Raw genomic sequence first — 21,328 nt, 5'->3', positions numbered from 1 at the left:
GGTCGACGCCGGACTCGTCCCTGTACCCGTCGCCTTGATGCGGCCGTCACAGGAAGACCTCCCATGAAGTTCACAACCCTCGCCGGCGCCGTTTCCGTAGCGGCCTTGCTCTCCGCCGCCCCCGCCGCCCTCGCTCAGTCCATGACCGCCCAGGACCATGCCGCCATGGGACATGCGGAAGTCACCGTGGGCGGCGCCGCCATGTACCCGACCAAGACCATCGTCGAGAATGCGATCGCGTCCCCCATCCACACGACGCTGGTCGCCGCAGTCAAGGCGGCCGGCCTGGTCGAGACCCTGTCGGGGACCGGTCCCTTCACCGTCTTCGCCCCAACCGACGACGCCTTCGCCGCACTGCCCGCCGGTACGGTTGAAACCCTTGTCATGCCTGAGAACAAGGCGACCCTGACCAAGATCCTGACCTACCACGTCGTCGCCGGCCGGGTGACCGCGGCCGACGTCGTCGCCCTGATCGAGGCCGGCGGCGGCAGCGCCGCGCTCACGACCGTCGAGGGCGGCATTCTGACCGCCAGCCTGGACGGCTCGACCGTCGTGCTGACCGACGAGAAGGGCGGAACCGCCCGAGTGACGCAAGCCGACGTCTTCCAGTCGAATGGCGTGATCCACGTCACCGACGCCGTTTCGATGCCTAACTAAAGGTCATCAGGAGGGAGGCGTCAGCCTCCCTCCTGATCTCTCTTTAGCTCAGCGCCTGATCCAGATCAGCGATCAGGTCGTCCAGATCCTCGACGCCGACCGACAGGCGGATCAGGTTTTCCGTCACCCCGCCCGCCTCTCGTACCTCCTTTGGCACCGAGGCGTGGGTCATGATGGCCGGGTGATTGACAAGGCTTTCGACGCCGCCCAGCGACTCGGCCAGGGTGAAGACCTGGACCCGCTCCAGAAACCGCTTCGTGCGCGCCAGGTCGCCGTCGATCAGAACCGTGACCATGCCGCCGTACCGACCATTCATCTGCCGCGTCGCCAACGCGTGCTGCGGGTGGCTGATCAAACCGGGATAGATGACCTTGGCCACGCCGCCGCCCGGCCTTCCCGCCCGCGCCTCCAGCCAGCGCGCGATGGCCAGGGCGTTTTCGTTATGCGCCTTCATTCGCAGGCCCAGCGTCTTCAGCCCCCGGTTGGCCAGGAAGGCGTCGAACGGCCCCATCACCCCACCGATGGAATTCTGAAGGAACTTCAGTTCCTTGGCGACCGCGTCCGAACCCGCCACCAGAACGCCGCCGATGATGTCGGAGTGGCCGTTCAGATATTTCGTGGCCGAATGCATGACCACGTCGGCGCCCAGCGAAAGCGGCCTCTGGCTCCACGGCGTGGCGAAGGTGTTGTCCACCACCAGCAGCAGGCCGTGCGCCCTGGCGATCGCCGACAGCCCCGCGATGTCGGTCAGCTTCATCATCGGATTGGTCGGAGTCTCCGCCCAGATCATCTTCGTCTTTGGCGTGATCGCGGCCTCGACCGCGCTCAGGTCGGCCATGTCGACATAGGCGAAATCCAGCCCCATCGACCGCCGCCGAACCCGTTCGAACAATCGCCAGGATCCACCGTACAGGTCATCGCCGGTGACGATGTGCGACCCCGCGTCCAGCAGCTCCAGCGCGGTCGATGTCGCGGCCATTCCGGACCCGAACCCGAACGCCTGAACCCCGCCTTCCAGATCGGCGATGCAGGCCTCGAACGCCTCGCGCGTCGGGTTCTTGCCCCGCGCATACTCATAGCCCTTGTTCACCCCCGGGCTTTCCTGGGCGTAGGTCGAGGTGGCGTAGATGGGCGTCATCACCGCCCCCGTCGTCGGGTCCGGCCGCTGCCCGGCATGGATGGCGCGGGTGGAGAAACCCTGGCTGTTCTTCAGGTCGGCCATGCGCTTACCGGTTCAGGCTGAGGTGGTTGATCAGGTCGGTGCGCGTGATCAGGCCGACGAAGGCATCACCTTCGAAGACCAAGGCCACGCGGTCGCGGTCGAAGATGGGGATCAGGGCGTCCAGCGGTTCCGATACCTGCAGGGTGTCCAGATCGCGCGACATGGCAGACGACACCGGCTTGGCGAAGCGCGCCTGCCGGGTGATCTCGTCGGTGTTCATGATGTGCACGATGTCGCTGTCGTCCAGGATCCCGACCAGGCGACCCTCCTGGATCACGGGCAGCTGGCTGACATCCGCGCTCTTCATCCGCTTGAAGGCGCTGTCCAGACTGTCGTCCGGGCCGCTGACGACCATGTCGCCTGACGCGTATTTGCGCGTGATCAGGTCGGACAGGTCGCCATGCAACGGCCGGTCAGACAGACCCTGCTCGGCCAGCCAGGCGTCGTTGTATACCTTGGACAGATACTTCGCCCCCGTGTCGCAGACGAAGGTAACGCACACCTTCGGCTCGGTCTGTTCTCGGCACCAGCGAAGCGCCGCCGCGATCAGGGTGCCGGATGACGACCCGCCCAGGATGCCTTCCTTCAACAGCAGGTCGCGCGCCGTTGCGATCGCTTCCGAGTCCGGGATCGAATAGGCCTTGTCGATCAGGCTCATGTCCGCCGTGTCGGGCACGAAGTTCTGGCCGATGCCCTCGACCGAATAGCTGCCCTCCGGCCCCGGTACGCCCTCGTTGACGATACCCGCCAGCGTCGATCCCACCGGGTCGGCCAGGATGATCTCGGCCTTCGACCCCACGCTTTTCAGGAACTGGGCTGTGCCCGTGATCGTCCCGCCCGAGCCGATGCCGGCCACGAAGGCGTCCAGATGACCCCCCATCTGTTCCCAGATCTCAGGCCCCGTCGTCTTCACATGCGCCTCGGCGTTGGCGGCATTGGCGAACTGATTGACGTAGAAGCCGCCCGGAATGCCCTGCGCCAGACGCTCGGCCATATCGGTGTAATAGTCCGGGTGCCCGTGCGGCACGTCCGAGCGGGTCAGGCGAACATCCGCGCCCATGGCCCTGAGATGCTGGATCTTTTCCTTGGACATCTTGTCCGGGATGACCAGCAGCACCTTATATCCGCGCGACCGGCCCACCAGCGTCAGGGCCAGGCCGGTGTTGCCGGCGGTGGCCTCGACGATGGTCCCGCCCGGCTTCAGGAAGCCCTCGGCCTCCGCCGCATCCAGCATGGACACGGCGATCCGGTCCTTGATCGACCCGCCGGGGTTCTGGCTCTCCAGCTTGAGGAACAGCCGGCAAGGCCCGGTGTCGATCCGCGTCACCTCCACCATCGGCGTCTTGCCGATCAGCGACAGCGGCGAGGACACCGGAGCGCTCAGCGCGGGGGATGACAGGCTCATGGACGACTCCAATCCGTTTTCGGGCGGAAGCTGACGCCCACACTTCACACGGTCAACTCACGCAAGATTTGACCCAACCGCGCGGTTCCGCGCTACCAAAGGACGCAATGAACAAATCACCGAAACGGCCGCCCGCCGGCCTGCCTGACAAAGACACGCTTCTGGCCTTCCTGCGCGAGCAGGGCTCGGCCGAGAAAACCGACATCGCCCGCCACTTTGGCCTGAAAGGCGGCGACCGCCGAGCCCTGCGCGAAATGATCCGCGAGCTGGAGGCCGAAGGCAAACTCGGCACGCGCGGCAAGAAGGGCTTCAGTGAGGCCGGCGCCCTGCCGCCTGTCGGCGTGGCCGATGTAGTCGAGCGCGACGTGGACGGCGACTTCTTCGTCCGCCTGGTCGAGGCCTCGGCCGACGCGCCGCGCGCCCTGCTGGTCCCCGACCGCTCCAAGCCCGGCCCCGCCCCCGGCATGGGCGACCGCCTGCTGGTCAAGTTCCAGCAGGGCGTCGACGGCTGGGAAGCCCGCCTGATCAAGAAGCTGGACTCAGAACGCAGCCGCGTGCTCGGCGTCATCCGCAAGTCCGCCCGCGAGGTCCGGGTCGAGCCCGTCGACAAGCGGTCCAAGGACGTTCTGCTGGTCCCCGCCGCCCAGGCCGAGGGCTTGAGAGACGGCGACCTGGTCGTGGCCGCCATCGAAAAGGGCGACCAACGCTATGGGCCCAAGCGCGGCAAGATCTTGGAGACCATCGGCAAGGAGGACGACCCCCGCGCCGCATCCCTGATCGCCATCCACACCCACAGCGTCCCGACCGGCTTCTCCCAGGCGGTCGAGGCCGAGGCCGAGCATCAGGAACTGCCGTCGCTGAAGGGCCGCGAGGACCTGCGCGACCTGCCGCTGATCACCATCGACCCCGCCGACGCCCGCGACCACGACGACGCCGTCTTCGCCCACCGCGACGAGGACGCCAGAAACGAGGGCGGCTGGATTGTCTGGGTCGCCATCGCCGATGTCGCCGCCTACGTCCGGCCCGGCACGGCGCTGGACCGCGAGGCGCGGGAGAAGGGCAACTCGACCTACTTCCCCGACCGCGTCGAACCGATGCTGCCGGAGGTGCTGTCGGCCGGCCTGTGCAGCCTTCGGGAGGGCGAGAACCGCGCCTGCCTGGCCGTGCGGATGGTGTTCGACAAGGAGGGCCGGAAGACCGGCCACAAGTTCGTGCGCGGCCTGATGCGATCGCATGCCAAGCTCAGCTACGAACAGGCACAGGCCGCTATCGACGGCCAGCCGGACGATGCGACCGGCCCCATCATGGAGGCCATCGTCCACCCGCTGTGGAACGCCTACGACGCCATGCTCAAGGGCCGGCTGAAGCGCAGCCCCCTCCAGATCGAGTCTGCCGAGCGCCGCATCCACATGACGAACGGCGAGATCACCTCGATCGAAAAGCGCACCTCGCTCGAGGCCCACCGCCTGATCGAGGAGATGATGATCCAGGCCAATGTCTGCGCCGCTGAGACGCTGGAGCAGAAGAAGACGCCCCTGCTCTACCGCATCCACGACACGCCCAGCCAGGAGAAGCTGTTCAACCTGGGCGACTTTCTCCAGACCATCGGCAAGCCCTGGACCAAGGGCGAACCGGCCACGACCAAACGCTTCAACAAGCTGCTGGACGAGACGCGCGAAACCGAACACGCCGAGGTCGTCAACGAGGTGGTCCTGCGCAGCCAGATGCAGGCCATCTACAGCGCCGAGAACGTCGGCCACTTCGGCCTGAACCTGGACCGCTACGCCCACTTCACCTCGCCGATCCGGCGCTACTCCGACCTGATCGTCCACCGCGGCCTGATCCGCGCCTTGGGTCTGGGCAAGGATGGCCTGACCGACCGAGAGATCGCCGAACTGCCCGCCATCGCCGACCACGTCGTCATGACCGAGCGGCGCTCCATGGCCGCCGAGCGTGACGCCATGGACCGCTACATCGCCGCCTTCCTTCAGGACCGCGTCGGCGGCGCCTTCACCGGCCGCATCACCGGCGTCACCCGCTTCGGCCTGTTCGTGCGGCTGGACGAGACGGGCGCCGACGGCCTGGTCCCCGTGTCCTCACTGGGCGGCGAATACTTCGGCCACGACGACCGCACCCACGCCCTGGTCGGCGAACGCACCGGCCGCCGCTGGCCCCTGGGCAAGCGGGTCGAGGTCAAGCTGATGGAGGCCACCCCCGTCACGGGCGGCCTGATCTTCGAGATGCTCAGCGACCCCGACCCCCGCGACCCGAACGCTCAAGCTCCGCGCCTGGGCATGCGTGGCCGTAATGACGGCCGAAGTGCGGGCGCCGGCGGCAACGGTCCGCCGAAACGCGGCTCCAACCGACCTGGCGGACCCAAACCGCCACGTGGCGGAACGCCCAAAGGCGTCCGCAAGGGCAAGCGCCGGTGATCGCCACAGCACTCATTCCTGACGCCCTCAGCCCTTCGGAAGAGAACATCCTGCGCCTGCTCAGCCAGGCCCATGCCGCCAAGTCGATCGCCAGCAGGCGCGGCCCGTCCGACGTGGCTGTCTAAGGGCGGCTTCGCGCGGCCCGCCGCAAGACCGACTTGCCTGTCTAGGTCCCGGGGTTCATGGCGTCGAGGATGGCAGCCCCTCAACCCTTCGACGCCGCCCAGGATCTCGCCGACGCCCCGCGCAGGCCCGGCGTGGCCCAGCGTCCCAAGGACGCCGCCACCCTGATCCTCGTGCGAGGCCAGGGCTCCGGCGCTGCCGTGCTGATGGGCCGCCGCGCGCCGGGCCATGTCTTCATGGGCGCCAAATGGGTGTTTCCGGGCGGGCGGATCGACCGGTCCGATTTCACCGCCGCCTCGGCCACCGATCTGGCGGATGACGCCGCGATCCGCCTGAACCGTGAACTGCCGCCGCACCGCGCCCGCGCCTTGGCCCTGGCCGCGGTGCGTGAAACCTTCGAGGAGACCGGCCTGATGCTGGCCCGCCCGGCCGCGCCGCGCGCCGTCGCCGGCCCGTGGCGGGACTTCCGGGCCGCGGGCGCCCTGCCCGACCTCGAAGCCCTCAGTTACGTTGCCCGCGCCATCACCCCGCCGGGCCGCGTGCGCCGCTTCGACGCCCGGTTCTTCATGGCTGACGCGGACCGACTGCTGAATCCGGACGCCGCCGCCGTCTCGCGCGAGCTGGACGAGATCGCCTGGCTGACCTTGGTCGAGGCGCGCGGCCAGGACTTGCCGGCCATCACACGCTATATTCTCGATGAGGTGGCCGAGCGGCTGGACAGCCCCCGCCGCCCCCTGCCGCTGGTCCGCATGGTGCGCGGCCGCCACGTCGTGGAGCATCGGGAGTGAGCATGACCGAGACCGTCATCACGCTGCGCCTGACCATCGACGACCCCGTTCCAGGCGTGCGCTACGGCCTGCAGCAGGACGACGCCGTCTTCGAGCCCGTCACGGCGACCGACGCGCCCCTTTCTTTCGACGTGCCGGTCCGACTGACCGACGACGGCCGCTTCCTCGGGCCGTTCGTGCGCCGGGAGGGGCCGAAGCGCCGCTTCGTCTACATCCGCATCGGCCAGTCCGCCGGCCAGCACGGCACGGACCTGAACCGCCGCGCCAAGATTGACATCCACGACATCCCGCCTGCCTTGCTGGATCAGGCGCGTCAGGGCCGGACGCTGGAGATCCGCCTGCCCGGCCGCGGCAAGGACGGCACGCCCGCCTGCGCAACGGTGCGCTCTCTAACGGGCTGGACGGCGCACTAGCCGCGCCTCTCGCTATCTTTCGTCATCCCCCGACTTGATCGGGGGACAAGGCGGCGGCGGCGCGAAGCGTAGGCGATCTTTCAGCCGGACCGCCCGGTCTCCGCTTCGCTGCGCCCGAGGATGACGAAAGAAGGGGCTACTCCGCCACCGGCCGCGTCAGGTCGAACTCCACCCGCAGGAAGCGCCCGCTGGGCCGCCGCAGCTCATAGGCGAACATGCGCCCCGGATGGACTTCGACGGCCCAGACGTTGGTGGTCGAGACCTCGGCCCCGCCGGCGACGAACTGCGCGATCGATTCGGAATCCACCGGGAATTCCTGCCGCTCGGCCGTTCCCGGCCCAGCCGTGTCGCCGCCGTACATGTGATAGCCGTGAATCTCTCCCGCCGGATCGCGGTGATCGTGCTTCAGTCGCAGTCCGGCATCCGTCCGCGTCACCACCCAGCGCCGCGAGCGGTCCTCACCCACGGCGAAGGGTATCCCCACCTCGTCCGGCGCGCAGTCGCGCACATGCATGACCAACCGGCTGGAGGCGAAGTCGGCGTCGGCCGCGTCGGTCGTCACGACCCGCCCCTCGAACCGCTGTCCGCACAGGGCGTTCAGCCGCGCCAGGAAGATATCCTGCGGGTTCGCCGCCTTGGGCGTCGTGGCGCAGGCGGCCATCAGAAGGGCGGATGCAGCGGTCAGGATCAGGGTTCGCATGAGCGTCAGCGTGACCGCTCGGATACGCCTGTTCAACGCGCCTTCTGGTCCGGTTGACTTCCGGGCCGCCCTGAGTATGTTCCGCGCCTTCCATTTCAGCGGCTCACGGCCGTCGCAGAGGTAATTCCGATGGCCAAACCGGCTTCCATCAAGATCCGCCTGAACTCCACGGCGGACACCGGCTTCTTCTACGTCACCAAGAAGAACGCCCGCACCATGACCGAGAAAATGATCGTCAAGAAGTACGACCCCGTCGTGCGCAAGCACGTCGAGTTCAAGGAAGGCAAGATCAAGTAAGGCGTCACGCCTCACTGGATTTCAGGCGCCCGGTCGAAAGGCCGGGCGTTTTCAATTGCCCCTCCTCTTTCGTCATCCTCCGGCGGAGCGCAGCGGAGACCGGGGGACAAGGCGGCGCGCGAGAGCGCGAACCTGTCGAGAGCGCTGCCTGCTGAAAGATCGCCTTCGGCGCCGCTTCGCCCCCCGATCAAGTCGGGGGATGACGAAAGAAATGGGGCGCCTCTAGGCCGCCCGCGCCACGACCTGGTTCCGCCCACCGGCCTTCGCCTCATACACCCCCTCGTCCGCCCGCTTCAGCAGGGCGGCCGGCGTGTCGTCGCCGCCGTGGCTGGTGGCAACGCCGATGGAGATGGTGATGTTCAGGTGCTCGGCGCCGTCCATCACCGGGAAGGGCGTGGAGCCGACGTCGCGGCGGATGCGGTCGGCGATGCGGTGCGCGGCGTCCAGTTCGGCGCCCGGCATGACCACCACGAACTCCTCGCCGCCCATCCTGCACGGCAGATCGATCGCGCGGACGTTGGTGGCCAGACGCACGGAAAACTCACGCAACACCTCGTCCCCGGCGTCGTGGCCGAAGCCGTCGTTGACCGCCTTGAAGTGGTCGATGTCCAGAACCAGCACAGACACGGGCTCACCGCCCTGCTTCGCGCGGTTCATCAGGGCGTCCAGTTGACCGACCATGTAGCGGCGGTTGTGCAGGCCGGTCAGGGCATCGGTGACCGCCATCTCCAGGCTGTAGTCCAGCCGTTCCTTCAGCACGTCGGCATAGCGCTTGCGCCGGATCTGGGTGCGGACCCGGGCGGCCAGTTCCTCGGCGTCGACCGGCTTTGACAGCACGTCGTTGGCGCCCAGCTCCAGCGCCTTGACCAGACGCGGTCGGTCGCCCTGATCGACGATGGCCAGTATCGGCAGTTTGCGCGTCGACGCATTGGACCGCGCCTGGGCGATCAGGCGCAGCCCGTCGAAGCCCTGCGCCATCGTATTGACGATCATCAGGTCGATCGGACCGGACGCCGCCGCCAGCCCCTTTTCGGCGTCCGCCTCGATCAAGGGGCGATGCTCCTTGGCCAGCTCGACGGCGATCTTTTCCAGCTGGCGCGGATTGTCGTCCACCACCAGGATCCGCGCGCCCGACGCTCGCAGACGCCCGCCGCCCGAGGCGTCTACGCCCAGCCGCTGACCGCTGGCCTCGCGTTCGCGCAGTTCGTCGGTCACCTGCTTCAGCCGGATCAGGCTGCGCACGCGCGCGAACAGGATCACGTCGTCCAGCGGCTTGGTGATGAAATCGTCGGCGCCCGCGTCCAGCCCCCGGATGCGGTCCTCGCGCCCGTCCAGCGCGGTCACCAGCACGACAGGAATATGCCGCGTCGTCGCATCGGCCTTCAGCCTGCGGCACGTCTCGAACCCGTCCATGCCGGGCATCATGACGTCCAGCAGGATGATGTCCGGCTGTTCCGCCCCGGCCAGCTCGATCGCGCTGGCCCCGTCGTTGCAGGTCAGGACGTCGAAATATTCGATGGTCAGCTTGGCTTCGAGAAGCCGGACGTTGGCTTCGACGTCATCGACGACAAGGACGCGCGCACTCATTTCCGGATCAGCCCAGATGCTTCCGAACGACGTCGAGGAAATGCATCACCGAGATCGGCTTGGAGATATAGGCCTCGCAGCCGCCCTGGCGGATCCGCTCCTCGTCGCCCTTCATGGCGAAGGCGGTCACGGCCACCACCGGGATGTGGTTCAGCTCCTCGTCGTCCTTCAGCCACTTGGTGACCTCCAGGCCGCTGATCTCGGGCAGCTGGATGTCCATCAGGATCAGGTCGGGACGATGCTGACGCGCCAAGGCCATCGCCTGCAGCCCTTCGCGGGTCTGCAGGGTCTCGTAGCCCTGGGAATCGAGCAGATCATGAAAAAGCTTCATGTTCAGCTCGTTATCCTCGACGATGAGGACCTTCTTCGACATCATCACCTTCGGCCTGTTGCCTCGCTTATGGCGCGGTGCGCCTGGAGGCTTTTCGCCATCTCGGATGGCAATATGGGCATCCAGTCTTAAGTTGGCGTGAAGCGGCGGCCATCGCCGTACCGGAGGCTTTCGCCTTGGCCATCCAGGCCATCTGCCGCGACTGTGAGACGACCCAGCCGACGCCGGTCACGCGCTGTCCAGCGTGCAGTTCGCGGCGGGTCATCGCCAACGGCGAGCTGGACCAGCTGACCATCGCCCACCTGGACTGCGACGCCTTCTACGCCTCGGTGGAGAAGCGCGACCGCCCCGAGCTGCGGGACAAGCCGGTGATCGTCGGCGGCGGCAAGCGCGGCGTCGTCTCCACCGCCTGCTACGTCGCGCGCCAGTATGGCGTCGGCTCGGCCATGCCGATGTTCAAGGCGCTGAAGGCCTGTCCCGACGCCGTGATCATCAAGCCGGACTTCAGCAAATACGTCTTCGAGTCCGGCCGCATCCTCGGCGCTCTGGCTCAGCTGACGCCGCTGATCCAGACCCTGTCGCTGGACGAGGCCTGGGTCGATCTGTCAGGCACAGAGCGCCTGAACGGCGGCCCGCCGGCGCTGCAACTGGTCCGCGTCCAGAACCGCATCGAGCGCGAGACCGGCCTGACCGTCTCCATCGGCCTGGCCCCCAACCGCTTCCTGGCCAAGATGGCGTCCGAAATGGACAAGCCGCGCGGCTTCTCCGTCATCGACCGCGCGGGCGCGCAAGCCCTTCTCGCCCCCCGCCCCGTCACCGCCCTGCCCGGCGTCGGCCCCGTCTTCGGCAAGGCCCTGCGCAGCGACGGCTTCAACACTATTGGCGACCTGGCTCGCGCCGAAGTCCGCGATCTGGTCAAGAAGTATGGCGAGAGCGGCCTGCGCCTGCACGACCTCGCCCACGGCCGCGACGCCCGCCGGGTCAATCCCGACCACGACCGCAAGGGCATGAGCGCCGAAAACACCTTCAACGAGGATCTCACCACCGCCGAGGCGCTGGAGGCCGAACTCTGGCCCCTGTGCGAGAAGCTGGCGTCCAAGGCCCGCCGCGACGGCGTCGCCAGCCGCGTCATCGTGCTGAAGCTGCGCCGCACCGACTTCAAGATCGTCACACGCCGCATCAGCCTGCCCGAGCCGGTCCAGACCGCCCGCGCCCTGTTCGCCGCCGGCCGCGATCTGATGAAGCCCGAGCTGGGCCGTCCCTACCGCCTGATCGGCATCGGCATGGCCGAGATCGTCGACGCCGAAGACGCCGCCCCCGCCCTGTTCGAAACCCCCGAGACCCGCCGCCTCAAGACCGAAACCGCCATCGACAAGCTCCGCGACCGCTTCGGCCAGGGCGCCGTGGTGGCGGGCCGGGCGCTCAGGTCTGAAAAATAAAGCGCGGGACGCTCTCCGCCCCCTGGGCGGAGACAGCGAGCGTAGCGAGCAGAGGCGGGCAAGTTCAGGGCTGGCGTCTTCGGGCCCGCCTCTGGCGACTTCGTCGCCTGTCTCCGCCCAGGGGGCGGAGAGCGATCTCACGGCGCCTCTTCCGCGCGCTTCCGCAGATAGGCGTAAAGGTCCGCCACCTCCTGATCGCTCAGGTGCACCAGCCGCTCCCGCGCCACCTCGGTCATCAGCCCCTTCTCCTTGCCGTCCGCCGCCACGCCCGTCCGCATGAAGCTGGAGAAGCCCGCCGCGTCATACGACGCCGCCATCAGCAGGTCCGGCGTGAAGCCCGGCTGCCCTTTCAGGTTCGACCCGTGGCACTCCGAACAGAGCGTCGCCGCCAAATGCCGCCCATGCGCGAACGCCGGCCCCGCGTCGAACGCCGGATTGGCCCGCGCCTCGGTCACCCAGGCGGGCGAGGTCTTCGACTCGCGCCGGAAGATGTTCAGCCGCCCCAGCGGCCCGAACCTTGTCGTCGGCGTCTCGGCGCCGGCAGGCTGATGCGTCCGCAACCACGCCAGCAAGTCGGCCATCTCGGCGTCCGTCACCTCGATATAGCCCTCGGACGGCATGCCCCACAGGCCGCGCCCGTCATGCCGCACGCCCTCGCGAATCGCGGCGACCAGCTGGGCGTCGGTATAGTTCGGCATCGCCCGCGTCAGATTTGCGGTCCACAGCCGCCCGTGCATCGCGTCGTCCTGCCACTCCTGCCCGTGCAGTTGCGGGCCGTGACAGCCGGTGCAGCCATAGACCACCGCCAGACGCCCATCCCGCGCCACCGCCTCCGGCCCCACGGCCGCCCGGACCGCGCTGGGCGTATAGGCATGCGTTCGCCGCGCGGCGTATTCGCTGGCCCCATAAACGCTGCCAACCGCCACGATCAGCAGGATCGCCACGCCCAGACCGATCAGCTTCAGTATCCGCATGGCGAGGCCCTCCGGCCGCCACCATGACAGAGACCGCCGTTCGCGCAACCGGCGCGGAACGCTCTCCGCCCGAGGAGCGGAGAGCGTTCATGGCGTTGAAGCGCGCCCGGCGGCGGTCTACATCCGCCCCAAAGCCTCGAAGGACCCCGCATGAGCATCCACGCCCGCCTCGCCGAACTCGGCGTCACCCTGCCCGAGCCCGCCAAGGCGGTGGCCAACTACGTGCCCTACGTCCGCACGGGCGAGCTGTTGCACATCTCCGGCCAGCTCTCGAACGACGCCTCTGGCGGCCTCAAGGGCACTGTCGGCGTGGACGTCACAGCAGAGGACGCCGCCAAGGGTGCCCGCCTGTGCGGGATCAACCTGATCGCCCAACTCAACGCCGCCCTGGACGGCGACCTCGACCGCGTCGTCCGCATCGTCAAGCTGGGCGGCTTCGTCCAGGCCGGGCCGGGCTTCACCGCCATCCCCGCCGTCATCAACGGCTGCTCGGACCTGATGGTCGAGGTGTTCGGCGACGCCGGCCGCCACGCGCGGTCGGCCGTCGGCGTCTATCAGCTGCCGCTCGGCTTCGCGGTCGAAGTCGACGCCATCGTCGAGGTGAAGTGACGCTCGACCTCACGGTTCACGGATCGATCCAGGAGATCGGCGCGGACGTCTGGGACGCCTGCGCCGGTCCTACCGGCGACCCTTTCGTCACCTACGCCTTCCTGCACGCCTGCGAGACGTCCGGCAGCGCCGCCCCGCGCCAGGGCTGGGGCCCGCGTCACCTCGTCGCCCGCGACGGGGACGCCGTCCTCGGCCTCATGCCCCTCTATCTGAAGGGCCATAGCCAGGGCGAATACGTCTTCGACCACAACTGGGCCGACGCCTATGAACGGGCGGGCGGCGCCTACTATCCCAAGCTCGTCGGCGCCGTGCCCTTCACCCCCGCCACCGGTCCGCGTCTGCTGGTCCACCCGAACGCCGACCGCGACGCGGTCGAGGACGCCTTGGTCCACGGCGCCGTTACCCTGACCGATCAGCTGGACCTGTCGTCCCTGCACATCCTCTTCCCCGAAGAACGCCAGTGGCCCCGCATGGGCGACGCCGGGATGCTGCTGCGCCAGGACATGCAATTCATCTGGCGCAATGGCGGCTACCAGACCTTCGACGACTTCCTCGCCGCCCTGTCGTCAAACCGCCGCAAGACCATCCGGCGCGAACGCCGCGACGCCCAGACAGGCCTGGACATCCGCGTCCTGACGGGCGCCGAGATCGAACCGCACCATTGGGACGCCTTCTTCGCCTGCTACATCGACACCGGCTCCCGAAAGTGGGGCCGCCCCTATCTGACCCGCGACTTCTTCGCCCGGGTCGGCGAGACCATGGTCGACCGCATCGCCCTCGTCATGGCCTTCCAGGACGGCCAGCCCGTCGCCGGCGCCCTCAACTTCATCGGCCGCGACGCCCTCTACGGCCGCCAGTGGGGCACCTTAATCGAGCACCCCTTCCTGCATTTCGAGCTCTGCTACTACCAGGCCATCGACTTCGCGATCTCGCGCGGCCTGAGCCGCGTCGAGGCCGGCGCCCAAGGCGAGCACAAGATCGCCCGAGGCTACCTCCCCAGCCCCGTCTACAGCGCACACCACATCGCCGACCGCGCCCTGCGCGACCCGGTCAAACGCTACCTCGACGGCGAGAGGCCAGCGGTGGAGGCGGAGATCGCGGCGATGACCGAGGCGATGTCGCCGTATCGAGAGCGCTAGACCGTCTCGGCCCTCTTCCTCTGGAAGAGGAAGTCGTTCGGGCGACGAAGAACCCCACCCATCCCGTTTGTTTGCGCTACCGTCCCACCCAACGAACATAAAAACGGAGGAATGGAATGACCGGGTTCAACGCCACACGACGCGGCTATCTGGGGCTGAGCGCGGGCGCCGTCGCCGCTTCCGCCCTGCCGGTCAAGGCCGCCGCCGAGACCCCGGCCGCCCCGCCCCTGACCCTCGTCGCCGCCGACCGTCGCGATCTCAGCGACCTGTCGGGTCAATGGCGGTGGTCCGTCGATCCCTACCGCGACGGCGCCGAAGGCTTCCACGGCGCCGAGGCCGGGCTGGGCCACCGCCGCTATGACGAGGTCAACGTCGAGCAGGTCATGCGGGCCAATCCGCGCGTCCTCTACGAATACGACATGGATCAGGCGCCCGAGAGCCCCCTGCCCGGCGCCTGGCTAGCCGCCGAGCCGGAGCTTCGCCACTACCAGGGTCTGATGTGGTATCGGCGCGGCGTCGAGACGACGCGCGGATCGGGCCGCACCTTCATCCGCGTCGGCGCCGCCGAGTACCAGACCGGCGTATGGTTCAACGGCACGCATCTGGGCGATCACGAGGGTGGCTTCACCCCCTTCGCTTTCGAGGTCACGCACCTCATCAAGGACGGGCTCAACCACGTCACCCTGGGCGTCGATTCCCTCCATAAGGACGACAGTGTCCCGCCGCCGATCACCGACTGGGAGACCTATGGCGGCGTCACGCGCGCCGTCACCCTGGTGCGGACGGCCCACACCTTCATCGACGACGCCTGGATTAGGCTGGACAAACAGGGCCGCGTCGCCGTCACCGTCCATCTGAACGGCCCGGCCGCCGCCAACGCCGCCGTCCGTGTCGATATCAAAGCCCTGAACCTGGCCCTGAACGGCCAGACCGACGCCGCCGGCCGCTGGACCGCCACGGCGCCCGCGCCGCGCCGTCTGCAGCGCTGGTCGCCCGAACGGCCGACCCTCTACGACGTCGCCTTCACCGCCGGCGAGGACCGCCTGACCGACCGAATCGGCTTCCGCACCCTGGAGGTGCGCGGCGAGGACATCCTGCTGAACGGCCAGTCAGTCTTCCTGCGCGGCATCTGCCTGCATGAAGAGGAGATCGGCGCGAACCCTGCCCGGATCATCACCGAGGAGACCGCCCGCGCCCTGCTGGTCGAGGCCAAGGAGGGGCTGAACTGCAACTTTGTGCGCCTGGCCCACTATCCGCACTCCGAAGTCATGACCCGCCTCTGCGACGAACTGGGACTGATCGTCTGGAGCGAGATCCCCGTCTACTGGCGCGTCGCGTTCGACAATCCCAAGAGCCTGGCGACGGCGCGCAACATGCTGGCCGAGAACATCCGGCGCGACCGAAACCGCTGCTCCATCGCGCTGTGGAGCGTGGGCAATGAGACGCCGGTCAGCCCGCCGCGCAACGCCTTCCTGCGCGCCCTGATCGCGGACGTCCGCGCCCTGGACGACAGCCGTCTGGTCACCGCCGCCCTGCTGTTCGGCCGTTCGGACGTGGACGGGGTCCCGACCCAGCATGCCGACGATCCGCTGGCTGCCGACCTCGATGTGATGGCGGTGAACACCTACAACGGCTGGTATTCCGAGGACCCGCTGAGCCGCCTGCCCGACATTCGTTGGACGTCCGAAATCCACAAGCCGCTGATCTTCTCGGAGTTCGGCGCCGACGCGAAGATCGGCTTCCACGACACGGAAACAATGCGGAAATTCTCCGAGGAGTTTCAGGCCGAATATTTCCGCCAGACCCTGGCGATGGCCGATCGGATCCCGTTCCTGCGCGGTCTGTCGCCCTGGATCCTGAAGGACTTCCGCTCACCGCGCCGCCAGCATCCGGTCTTCCAGCAAGGCTGGAACCGCAAGGGCCTGATCTCGGAAACCGGAGAGCGAAAACAGGCCTTCGCCGTCCTGGCTGACCACTACCGTCGAAAGGCGCGCGCCTAGGACTCGTGCCCGCCGTCTTCGTCCAGATCCAGATCGTCGTCTGCGGCCACCTGCGCCGGACCCGCCTTCAGCCTGGCCTCGCCTTCGGTCTTGTAGGCGACGGCCAGCGCCTTGAGCTTGCGCTCGAACGCCGGCGTGCCGACCCGCGGCGCCAGCTCCAGCATCGACCGGATGACGCCGCGCGAAAGTTCGATCTCGGTCTTCAGCGTCTTGATGGCGCCCACCGCCAGGATGCTGGCCTGCAGCCCAACCGAAAGCTCCTGCAGCCACACCGGATTGCCTGTACGGATCGCGGCGGCGGCGCGGAATCGGGCGTAGACTAACGCGAAGGCGTACCGGGACGCCGCCGGGTCGCTGAAGCTCATCAGCAACGCCCGCAGCAGCAGGCTCTTGCAGGCGTTGTAGGCGAAGGTCGGGTGCTGCTCGCGATCCATCCGGCTGACGGCCTCGATGCCGTCCATCGACGCCTCGAACAGCGCACGATCGCCGATGTGCACGGCGTAGTGCCAAAGCGCCGTGTGCACAGACAGCCGTGCGATCTCGCGGTCGATGCGCATCGAATGCGAGGGGCTCATGCCGTCGATCAGCGCATCGATCTGTTGCGCGTAGATCATCGCGGGATTGACCACCGCTCCGGTCGACACCGTCTTGTAGGTGCAGATGACGAAGGCGTTGACCAGATACGGCGCCAGCTGCTCCGCCTCCGGCGTACCGACGAAGGCGTTCAGCACATCGAAGCTCGACGCCAGCACCGTCTCTTCATCGGCGTGGCGGCTTCGTTTGAAGGTCAGGTTGTTGCGAAACTCCTGCCCGTCGCGCGGAATGCGGGCGTCGAAGCGGAAGCCCTTGGCCCAGGGCACCACCTCCGCGCCGGCGTCGGTCTTGATCTTCACGAAGGCGGCCTGAACCAGCTTGCCTGGCCTTGGCGTGAAGACGAAGTCGATGTGTTCCGGCCCCAGGCCGGACCCGCGCTTGTGCCCCCGCAGCAGCGCCTCGGGATCGGCCAGGGCGGCGGCCGCCTTGGCGTTTCCGCCCGCCGGGATATTGCCGAAACGACCGTTCATGTAGACCAGCCGCAACACGCAGTCCTCGGCGTTGACCGAGCCGTCGTGGAACAGGCGCACCATCAGCGCGCCCCCGCGCTGGATGCCCATGGCGATCGGCGCGAAGTCCTGGATCGCTGGCGCTTTAGCCATGGTGAAGGCTCGAATTCATCTGGGCCTTCTAAGCTCGGACTGGCGGGACGCAAGCGGCGTCCGCTCCGCCTGCCGGCTTCTGCAGCCAGAAGTGCATCATTTCAGAAAAGAGCGTCGTTTCCGCCGCTTCCAGTCGGTCCCAAAGACCGGGATCGCTGATGTCCGCCGCCGCGCCGAACCGGGCGCGAAAAGCCTGAACCATCGGCGGCGTCAGATCGAAACCGCGCCAGACCAGCCCCGCCCCGGCCGCCATCCGCGGCAGGCCCAGCGGACCATAGCCATGCTCGCAGGCGTGGAAGACCAGATCACGGCAGCCGCTGAGGCTGTAGAAATCGTCGCTGAGCGCGAGCTGGGTCCTCGCGTCGCCCGGCGGACGGCCAAGCACCTCGCGGCGCAGCGCGCGGACGCCGTCCGGCGTCGCGGTCCAGCCCGCGGCGGCGATGGCGTCCCGGGCCAATCGAACCGGACCGCGCGCCCGGCGGCTGTACAGCGCCAGCCGCATGATCCCGCCGGGCTCCAGCACGGCCGCGAGCCGCGCCAGCCCTTCGGCCGGATCGTCCATGTGATGCAGCACGCCGGTCGAGGTGATGACATCAAAGGTCCGACCCAGCGCGGCGACGCCCAGAATGTCGCCCTGAACGAAGTCGATGCGGTCCAGGCCCAGTCCGCACGCCATGCGCTGGGCATAGGCCAGGCTGGCCTCGCTGAGATCCAGCGCGGTGATCTCCAGCGCCGGATTCGACTGCGCCAGATCGATGGGCTCGAACCCCGTCCCGCAGCCGGCGACCAGCACGGTCCGCCCCCGGGCGCCGAAGCGTTCCAGCGAGGGCCGCAGACCGGGTCCAATTGGCGGAGGGACGCGCCAGCGCGGGTAGGGATTGGCCTCATACTGCTCCCGCACCGCGACCGACACGGCATCTGTAGGACCCTCAAAACGCCGCAGCGAGACCTTGATCGCCCGCTCCTCCGCCGGCTCATTGACGCTTCTTTGGAGCAGCGTCCTGAACAATGGCCTATCGCCGTGTTCTGGCAAAAGCGCGGCGATCTCTGGAGCGGTCAACGGACGGTCGAGCGCGGCGGCCAGGCCGGCCCGGCCCACAGGCTCAAGCAGATATTCGTTGGCGAAGGCCTGAAGCGCGAGCGCGCAGATCAGATCGGGATCGGTCGCTTCAGCCCGCAGCGTCGCAAGCCGCAGCTCCATCTCCGCATCGACGTTGATGCAGTCGCCTAGGAAGGCCAGCCACAACTCATCGCCCACCACCGGGCTGTCCACCTTCAGCCGCAGCGTGCGCGCCGTCACCCGCGCCAGGCGCTGCGCATCCACCGCCGGATCGGCGAGGCAGGCCAGCAGGTCGGCTTCCAGCCGCGGATGCCAGGCGATCGGCGCCAGCGACGACAGGCTGTCGGCCAGCACCCGCGCCAAGGGCGATCGCGCCGCCGCATCCCCCGTTAGCGACAGTCCCCGGCTGGCCACTTCCATCGCCTGACCGCGATGCCCCGCGCCCGCCAGCAGCGACGCCAACGGGGCGTAGGCGGCGGCATGCTCCGGGTGCCGCTCGACCGAGGCCTTCAGCGCGCGAAAGGCGCCCTGCGCGTCCCCCGCCGCCATGCGGCGGCCGGCGTCAGCACAGAGGGCCTCTGGCGTTTCGGCGGGAATGGCGTCCGACATCGGACCGCTATAGCGCGGCGGCGACCCCGGACGCGATCATCCTCAGGCGGTCTCTTCGGCCTCGGTCGACGCCGGGGCAGTCGTTGATCCGGCGATGTCGAAGTCGATCTTGCCGTCCTTCAGCTGCACCTTGACGTGGCCGCCGCGAACCAGACGTCCGAACAGGATGTCATCGGCCAGCGGCTTCTTGATCGAGTCCTGGATGACGCGCGCCAGCGGGCGGGCGCCGTACAGTTCGTCGAAGCCGTTCTTGGCCAGCCAGTCGGTCGCCTCGTCGGTCAGCTCGATCGTGATGTTGCGGTCCTGAAGCTGCATTTCCAGCTGCAGGATGAACTTGGTCACCACCGACTTGATGGTCTCGGCGCCCAGCGGCTTGAAGGCCACGATGGCGTCCAGACGGTTGCGGAATTCCGGCGCGAACAGGCGCTGGATGGCCTTGTCGTCCTCGCCCTCGACCTTGCCCCGGCCGAAGCCGATGGAGGCGCGGGCGTTGTCGGCGGCCCCGGCGTTGGTGGTCATGATCAGGATGACGTTCCTGAAGTCGACCTTCTTGCCGACCGCATCGGTCAGCATGCCGTTGTCCATCACCTGCAACAGGATGTTGTAGACGTCCGGGTGCGCCTTCTCGATCTCGTCCAGCAGGACGACGCTGTGCGGATGCTGATCGACGGCGTCCGTCAGCAGGCCGCCCTGGTCGTGACCGACATAGCCCGGAGGCGCGCCGATCAGGCGGCTGACGGTATGCCGCTCCATGTACTCGCTCATGTCGAAGCGTTGCATCTCGATGCCCAGGGTGGCGGCCAGTTGCTTGGCGACCTCCGTCTTGCCGACGCCGGTCGGACCCGAGAACAGGAAGCTGCCGATCGGCTTCTGGGGATCACGCAGACCCGCGCGGGCCAGCTTCATCGCCGCCGAGACCTGCTCGATCGCCTGCTCCTGGCCGAAGACGACGCGGTTCAGATCGGTCTGCAGTTCCTTCAGGCTCTCGGTGTCCGACTTGGACACCGACTTGGCCGGAATGCGCGCCATCTTGGCGATGACGGCCTCGACCTCCTTCTGGCCGATGACCTTCTTGCGCTTGGATTCCGGCAGCAGCATCTGGCTGGCGCCCGCCTCGTCGATCACGTCGATCGCCTTGTCCGGCAGCTTGCGGTCCGTCATGTAGCGGGCCGACAGCTCGACGGCGGTGCGGATGGCGCTGTCGGTGTAGCGCAGCTTGTGGTGCTGCTCGTACGTCGACTTCAGACCTTTAAGGATCTTGATCGTGTCCTCCAGTGTCGGCTCGTTGACGTCGATCTTCTGGAAGCGCCGCACCAGGGCGCGATCCTTCTCGAAGTGCTGGCGGTATTCCTTGTAGGTCGTCGAGCCCATGCACTTCAGCGTGCCGGAGGCCAGGGCGGGCTTCAGCAGGTTGGAGGCGTCCATCGCTCCGCCCGACGTCGCGCCGGCGCCGATCACCGTGTGGATCTCGTCGATGAAGAGGACCGCGTTCTCGTGGTTCTCCAGTTCCTTGACGACCTGCTTCAGCCGCTCCTCGAAGTCGCCGCGATAGCGGGTGCCGGCCAGCAGCGCGCCCATGTCGAGCGAGTAGATGGTCGCGTCCTTCAGGACGTCCGGCACTTCGCCGTTGACGATCTTGCGGGCCAGCCCCTCGGCGATGGCGGTCTTGCCGACGCCGGGATCGCCGACCAGCAGCGGATTGTTCTTGGTGCGGCGGCACAGGATCTGGATCGAGCGTTCGACCTCGGCGTGGCGGCCGATCAGCGGGTCGATCCGGCCCTTGCGGGCCTTTTCGTTCAGGTCGACGCAATAGGTCTCCAGCGCCTCGCCGCCCGACTTCACCGCGGCGGCGTCCTCGGCCTCCTCGGGGCTCGAGCCCTTGGCCGGGCGCGTCTCGCCGGAGCCCGCCTTCTTGGCGATGCCGTGGGCGATGAAGTTCACAGCGTCGTACCGCGTCATGTCCTGTTCCTGCAGGAAATAGGCGGCATGGCTCTCGCGCTCGGAGAAGATGGCGACCAGGACGTTGGCGCCGGTCACTTCCTCGCGGCCCGACGACTGAACGTGAATGACGGCGCGCTGGATCACGCGCTGGAAGCCGGCGGTCGGCTTGGCGTCCTCGCCGTCGGCCGTGGCCAGGGCGGCCAGGTCGTTGTCGACGTACTGGGTCAGCGCGGTCTTCAGCGATTCGAGATCGACATTGCAGGCGCGCATCACGGCGCCGGCGTCGGTGTCGTCGATCAGCGACAGCAGCAGATGTTCCAGCGTGGCGTACTCATGACGACGCTCGTTGGCGTAGTGCACGGCGCGGTGCAGGGTCTCTTCGAGAGGACGTGAAAACGAGGGCATG

Annotated in this window: 19 protein-coding genes; 10 read left to right on the top strand and 9 right to left on the bottom strand. The window is 67.9% G+C overall.

What is annotated here, in order from left to right; genetic code table 11:
- Nucleotides 1–63 precede the first annotated feature (63 nt).
- The gene (locus tag ASG17_RS07075; protein ID WP_056101064.1) at nt 64–657 is read left to right on the top strand and encodes a fasciclin domain-containing protein; all 594 of its coding nucleotides are present in this window, start codon (nt 64–66) and stop codon (nt 655–657) included.
- Between the two features lie 43 nt (nt 658–700).
- Here the strand turns inward: ASG17_RS07075 and ASG17_RS07070 are convergent, their stop codons facing one another.
- Together ASG17_RS07070 and ASG17_RS07065 are read right to left on the bottom strand one after the other, a co-directional pair.
- Nucleotides 701–1,879, bottom strand: coding sequence for a PLP-dependent aspartate aminotransferase family protein (locus ASG17_RS07070; protein ID WP_056101061.1), 1,179 nt, complete (start codon nt 1,877–1,879; stop codon nt 701–703).
- 4 nt (nt 1,880–1,883) lie between these two features.
- A complete protein-coding gene (locus ASG17_RS07065; protein WP_056101059.1) occupies nt 1,884–3,284 on the bottom strand; it encodes a pyridoxal-phosphate dependent enzyme in 1,401 nt (466 codons plus the stop codon).
- A gap of 107 nt (nt 3,285–3,391) precedes the next feature.
- Here ASG17_RS07065 and rnr point away from each other — a divergent pair, with 107 nt between their 5' ends.
- From rnr to ASG17_RS07050, 4 genes are all read left to right on the top strand, one after another.
- The gene (gene rnr / locus ASG17_RS07060) at nt 3,392–5,716 is read left to right on the top strand and encodes a ribonuclease R (protein ID WP_056101057.1); all 2,325 of its coding nucleotides are present in this window, start codon (nt 3,392–3,394) and stop codon (nt 5,714–5,716) included.
- Complete coding sequence (locus tag ASG17_RS15935; protein WP_255354004.1) at nt 5,713–5,841, top strand: hypothetical protein; 129 nt, start codon at nt 5,713–5,715, stop codon at nt 5,839–5,841. Before rnr ends, ASG17_RS15935 begins: the two co-directional genes overlap by 4 nt.
- A 69-nt stretch (nt 5,842–5,910) precedes the next feature.
- Nucleotides 5,911–6,627: an NUDIX domain-containing protein gene (locus ASG17_RS07055; protein ID WP_056103226.1), complete on the top strand. Its 717-nt coding sequence runs from the start codon at nt 5,911–5,913 to the stop codon at nt 6,625–6,627.
- A 2-nt stretch (nt 6,628–6,629) separates the two neighbouring features.
- Nucleotides 6,630–7,040 carry a DUF5990 family protein gene (locus ASG17_RS07050; protein ID WP_056101054.1) on the top strand — a complete coding sequence of 137 codons (411 nt, stop codon included), beginning with the start codon at nt 6,630–6,632 and terminating at the stop codon, nt 7,038–7,040.
- A gap of 136 nt (nt 7,041–7,176) precedes the next feature.
- Here ASG17_RS07050 and ASG17_RS07045 read toward each other — a convergent pair whose 3' ends face one another.
- On the bottom strand, nt 7,177–7,740 hold the full coding sequence (locus tag ASG17_RS07045) for a hypothetical protein (protein WP_056101050.1): 564 nt from the start codon (nt 7,738–7,740) through the stop codon (nt 7,177–7,179).
- A gap of 129 nt (nt 7,741–7,869) precedes the next feature.
- Between ASG17_RS07045 and rpmG the strand changes: the two genes are divergently transcribed.
- The gene (gene rpmG, locus ASG17_RS07040) at nt 7,870–8,037 is read left to right on the top strand and encodes a 50S ribosomal protein L33 (RefSeq protein ID WP_056101047.1); all 168 of its coding nucleotides are present in this window, start codon (nt 7,870–7,872) and stop codon (nt 8,035–8,037) included.
- Between the two features lie 222 nt (nt 8,038–8,259).
- Here rpmG and ASG17_RS07035 read toward each other — a convergent pair whose 3' ends face one another.
- A complete protein-coding gene (locus ASG17_RS07035) occupies nt 8,260–9,624 on the bottom strand; it encodes a PleD family two-component system response regulator (RefSeq protein ID WP_056101045.1) in 1,365 nt (454 codons plus the stop codon).
- Between the two features lie 7 nt (nt 9,625–9,631).
- Nucleotides 9,632–9,997, bottom strand: coding sequence for a response regulator (locus ASG17_RS07030; protein WP_162238778.1), 366 nt, complete (start codon nt 9,995–9,997; stop codon nt 9,632–9,634).
- 134 nt (nt 9,998–10,131) lie between these two features.
- Between ASG17_RS07030 and ASG17_RS07025 the strand changes: the two genes are divergently transcribed.
- Nucleotides 10,132–11,394 (top strand): DNA polymerase IV, encoded by a 1,263-nt coding sequence (locus tag ASG17_RS07025; protein ID WP_082496144.1) that lies wholly within the window; start codon nt 10,132–10,134, stop codon nt 11,392–11,394.
- A 137-nt stretch (nt 11,395–11,531) separates the two neighbouring features.
- On the opposite strand, the gene ASG17_RS07020 is transcribed toward ASG17_RS07025, so the two are convergent.
- Nucleotides 11,532–12,368 (bottom strand): cytochrome c, encoded by an 837-nt coding sequence (locus ASG17_RS07020; protein ID WP_056101040.1) that lies wholly within the window; start codon nt 12,366–12,368, stop codon nt 11,532–11,534.
- Between the two features lie 150 nt (nt 12,369–12,518).
- Between ASG17_RS07020 and ASG17_RS07015 the strand changes: the two genes are divergently transcribed.
- The 3 genes from ASG17_RS07015 (at nt 12,519) to ASG17_RS07005 (ending at nt 16,116) form a co-directional block, all read left to right on the top strand.
- Nucleotides 12,519–12,977: a RidA family protein gene (locus ASG17_RS07015; RefSeq protein ID WP_056101037.1), complete on the top strand. Its 459-nt coding sequence runs from the start codon at nt 12,519–12,521 to the stop codon at nt 12,975–12,977.
- Nucleotides 12,974–14,116 carry a GNAT family N-acetyltransferase gene (locus tag ASG17_RS07010; protein WP_056101035.1) on the top strand — a complete coding sequence of 381 codons (1,143 nt, stop codon included), beginning with the start codon at nt 12,974–12,976 and terminating at the stop codon, nt 14,114–14,116. Before ASG17_RS07015 ends, ASG17_RS07010 begins: the two co-directional genes overlap by 4 nt.
- Before the next feature lie 116 nt (nt 14,117–14,232).
- A complete protein-coding gene (locus tag ASG17_RS07005; protein WP_056101033.1) occupies nt 14,233–16,116 on the top strand; it encodes a glycoside hydrolase family 2 protein in 1,884 nt (627 codons plus the stop codon).
- Here ASG17_RS07005 and ASG17_RS07000 read toward each other — a convergent pair.
- Genes ASG17_RS07000 through clpA form a run of 3 tightly spaced genes read right to left on the bottom strand, consistent with a single transcriptional unit; the run spans nt 16,113 to nt 21,327 of the window.
- The gene (locus tag ASG17_RS07000) at nt 16,113–17,312 is read right to left on the bottom strand and encodes a hypothetical protein (protein ID WP_056101031.1); all 1,200 of its coding nucleotides are present in this window, start codon (nt 17,310–17,312) and stop codon (nt 16,113–16,115) included. The two genes, ASG17_RS07005 and ASG17_RS07000, sit on opposite strands and share 4 nt — an antisense overlap.
- Before the next feature lie 28 nt (nt 17,313–17,340).
- The gene (locus ASG17_RS06995; RefSeq protein ID WP_156367756.1) at nt 17,341–18,981 is read right to left on the bottom strand and encodes a bifunctional 2-polyprenyl-6-hydroxyphenol methylase/3-demethylubiquinol 3-O-methyltransferase UbiG; all 1,641 of its coding nucleotides are present in this window, start codon (nt 18,979–18,981) and stop codon (nt 17,341–17,343) included.
- A 42-nt stretch (nt 18,982–19,023) separates the two neighbouring features.
- Entirely contained in the window at nt 19,024–21,327 is a 2,304-nt protein-coding gene (gene clpA / locus ASG17_RS06990) for an ATP-dependent Clp protease ATP-binding subunit ClpA (protein WP_056101025.1), read from the bottom strand.
- Between the last annotated feature and the right edge of the window lies 1 nt (nt 21,328).

Origin of the sequence: Brevundimonas sp. Leaf363 (assembly GCF_001424025.1) — a bacterium.
In the GTDB taxonomy this organism is placed as follows: domain Bacteria; phylum Pseudomonadota; class Alphaproteobacteria; order Caulobacterales; family Caulobacteraceae; genus Brevundimonas.
This window is presented reverse-complemented; position numbering and strand designations above follow the sequence as displayed.

What these genes read in the sequence shown, in the direction of transcription:
- ASG17_RS07075 (WP_056101064.1), top strand. Translation starts at nt 64, where the DNA reads ATGAAGTTCACAACCCTCGCCGGCGCCGTTTCCGTAGCGGCCTTGCTC.
- ASG17_RS07070 (WP_056101061.1), bottom strand. Translation starts at nt 1,879, where the DNA reads ATGGCCGACCTGAAGAACAGCCAGGGTTTCTCCACCCGCGCCATCCAT.
- ASG17_RS07065 (WP_056101059.1), bottom strand. Translation starts at nt 3,284, where the DNA reads ATGAGCCTGTCATCCCCCGCGCTGAGCGCTCCGGTGTCCTCGCCGCTG.
- rnr (WP_056101057.1), top strand. Translation starts at nt 3,392, where the DNA reads ATGAACAAATCACCGAAACGGCCGCCCGCCGGCCTGCCTGACAAAGAC.
- ASG17_RS07055 (WP_056103226.1), top strand. Translation starts at nt 5,911, where the DNA reads ATGGCAGCCCCTCAACCCTTCGACGCCGCCCAGGATCTCGCCGACGCC.
- ASG17_RS07050 (WP_056101054.1), top strand. Translation starts at nt 6,630, where the DNA reads ATGACCGAGACCGTCATCACGCTGCGCCTGACCATCGACGACCCCGTT.
- ASG17_RS07045 (WP_056101050.1), bottom strand. Translation starts at nt 7,740, where the DNA reads ATGCGAACCCTGATCCTGACCGCTGCATCCGCCCTTCTGATGGCCGCC.
- rpmG (WP_056101047.1), top strand. Translation starts at nt 7,870, where the DNA reads ATGGCCAAACCGGCTTCCATCAAGATCCGCCTGAACTCCACGGCGGAC.
- ASG17_RS07035 (WP_056101045.1), bottom strand. Translation starts at nt 9,624, where the DNA reads ATGAGTGCGCGCGTCCTTGTCGTCGATGACGTCGAAGCCAACGTCCGG.
- ASG17_RS07030 (WP_162238778.1), bottom strand. Translation starts at nt 9,997, where the DNA reads ATGTCGAAGAAGGTCCTCATCGTCGAGGATAACGAGCTGAACATGAAG.
- ASG17_RS07020 (WP_056101040.1), bottom strand. Translation starts at nt 12,368, where the DNA reads ATGCGGATACTGAAGCTGATCGGTCTGGGCGTGGCGATCCTGCTGATC.
- ASG17_RS07015 (WP_056101037.1), top strand. Translation starts at nt 12,519, where the DNA reads ATGAGCATCCACGCCCGCCTCGCCGAACTCGGCGTCACCCTGCCCGAG.
- ASG17_RS07005 (WP_056101033.1), top strand. Translation starts at nt 14,233, where the DNA reads ATGACCGGGTTCAACGCCACACGACGCGGCTATCTGGGGCTGAGCGCG.
- ASG17_RS07000 (WP_056101031.1), bottom strand. Translation starts at nt 17,312, where the DNA reads ATGGCTAAAGCGCCAGCGATCCAGGACTTCGCGCCGATCGCCATGGGC.
- ASG17_RS06995 (WP_156367756.1), bottom strand. Translation starts at nt 18,981, where the DNA reads ATGTCGGACGCCATTCCCGCCGAAACGCCAGAGGCCCTCTGTGCTGAC.
- clpA (WP_056101025.1), bottom strand. Translation starts at nt 21,327, where the DNA reads ATGCCCTCGTTTTCACGTCCTCTCGAAGAGACCCTGCACCGCGCCGTG.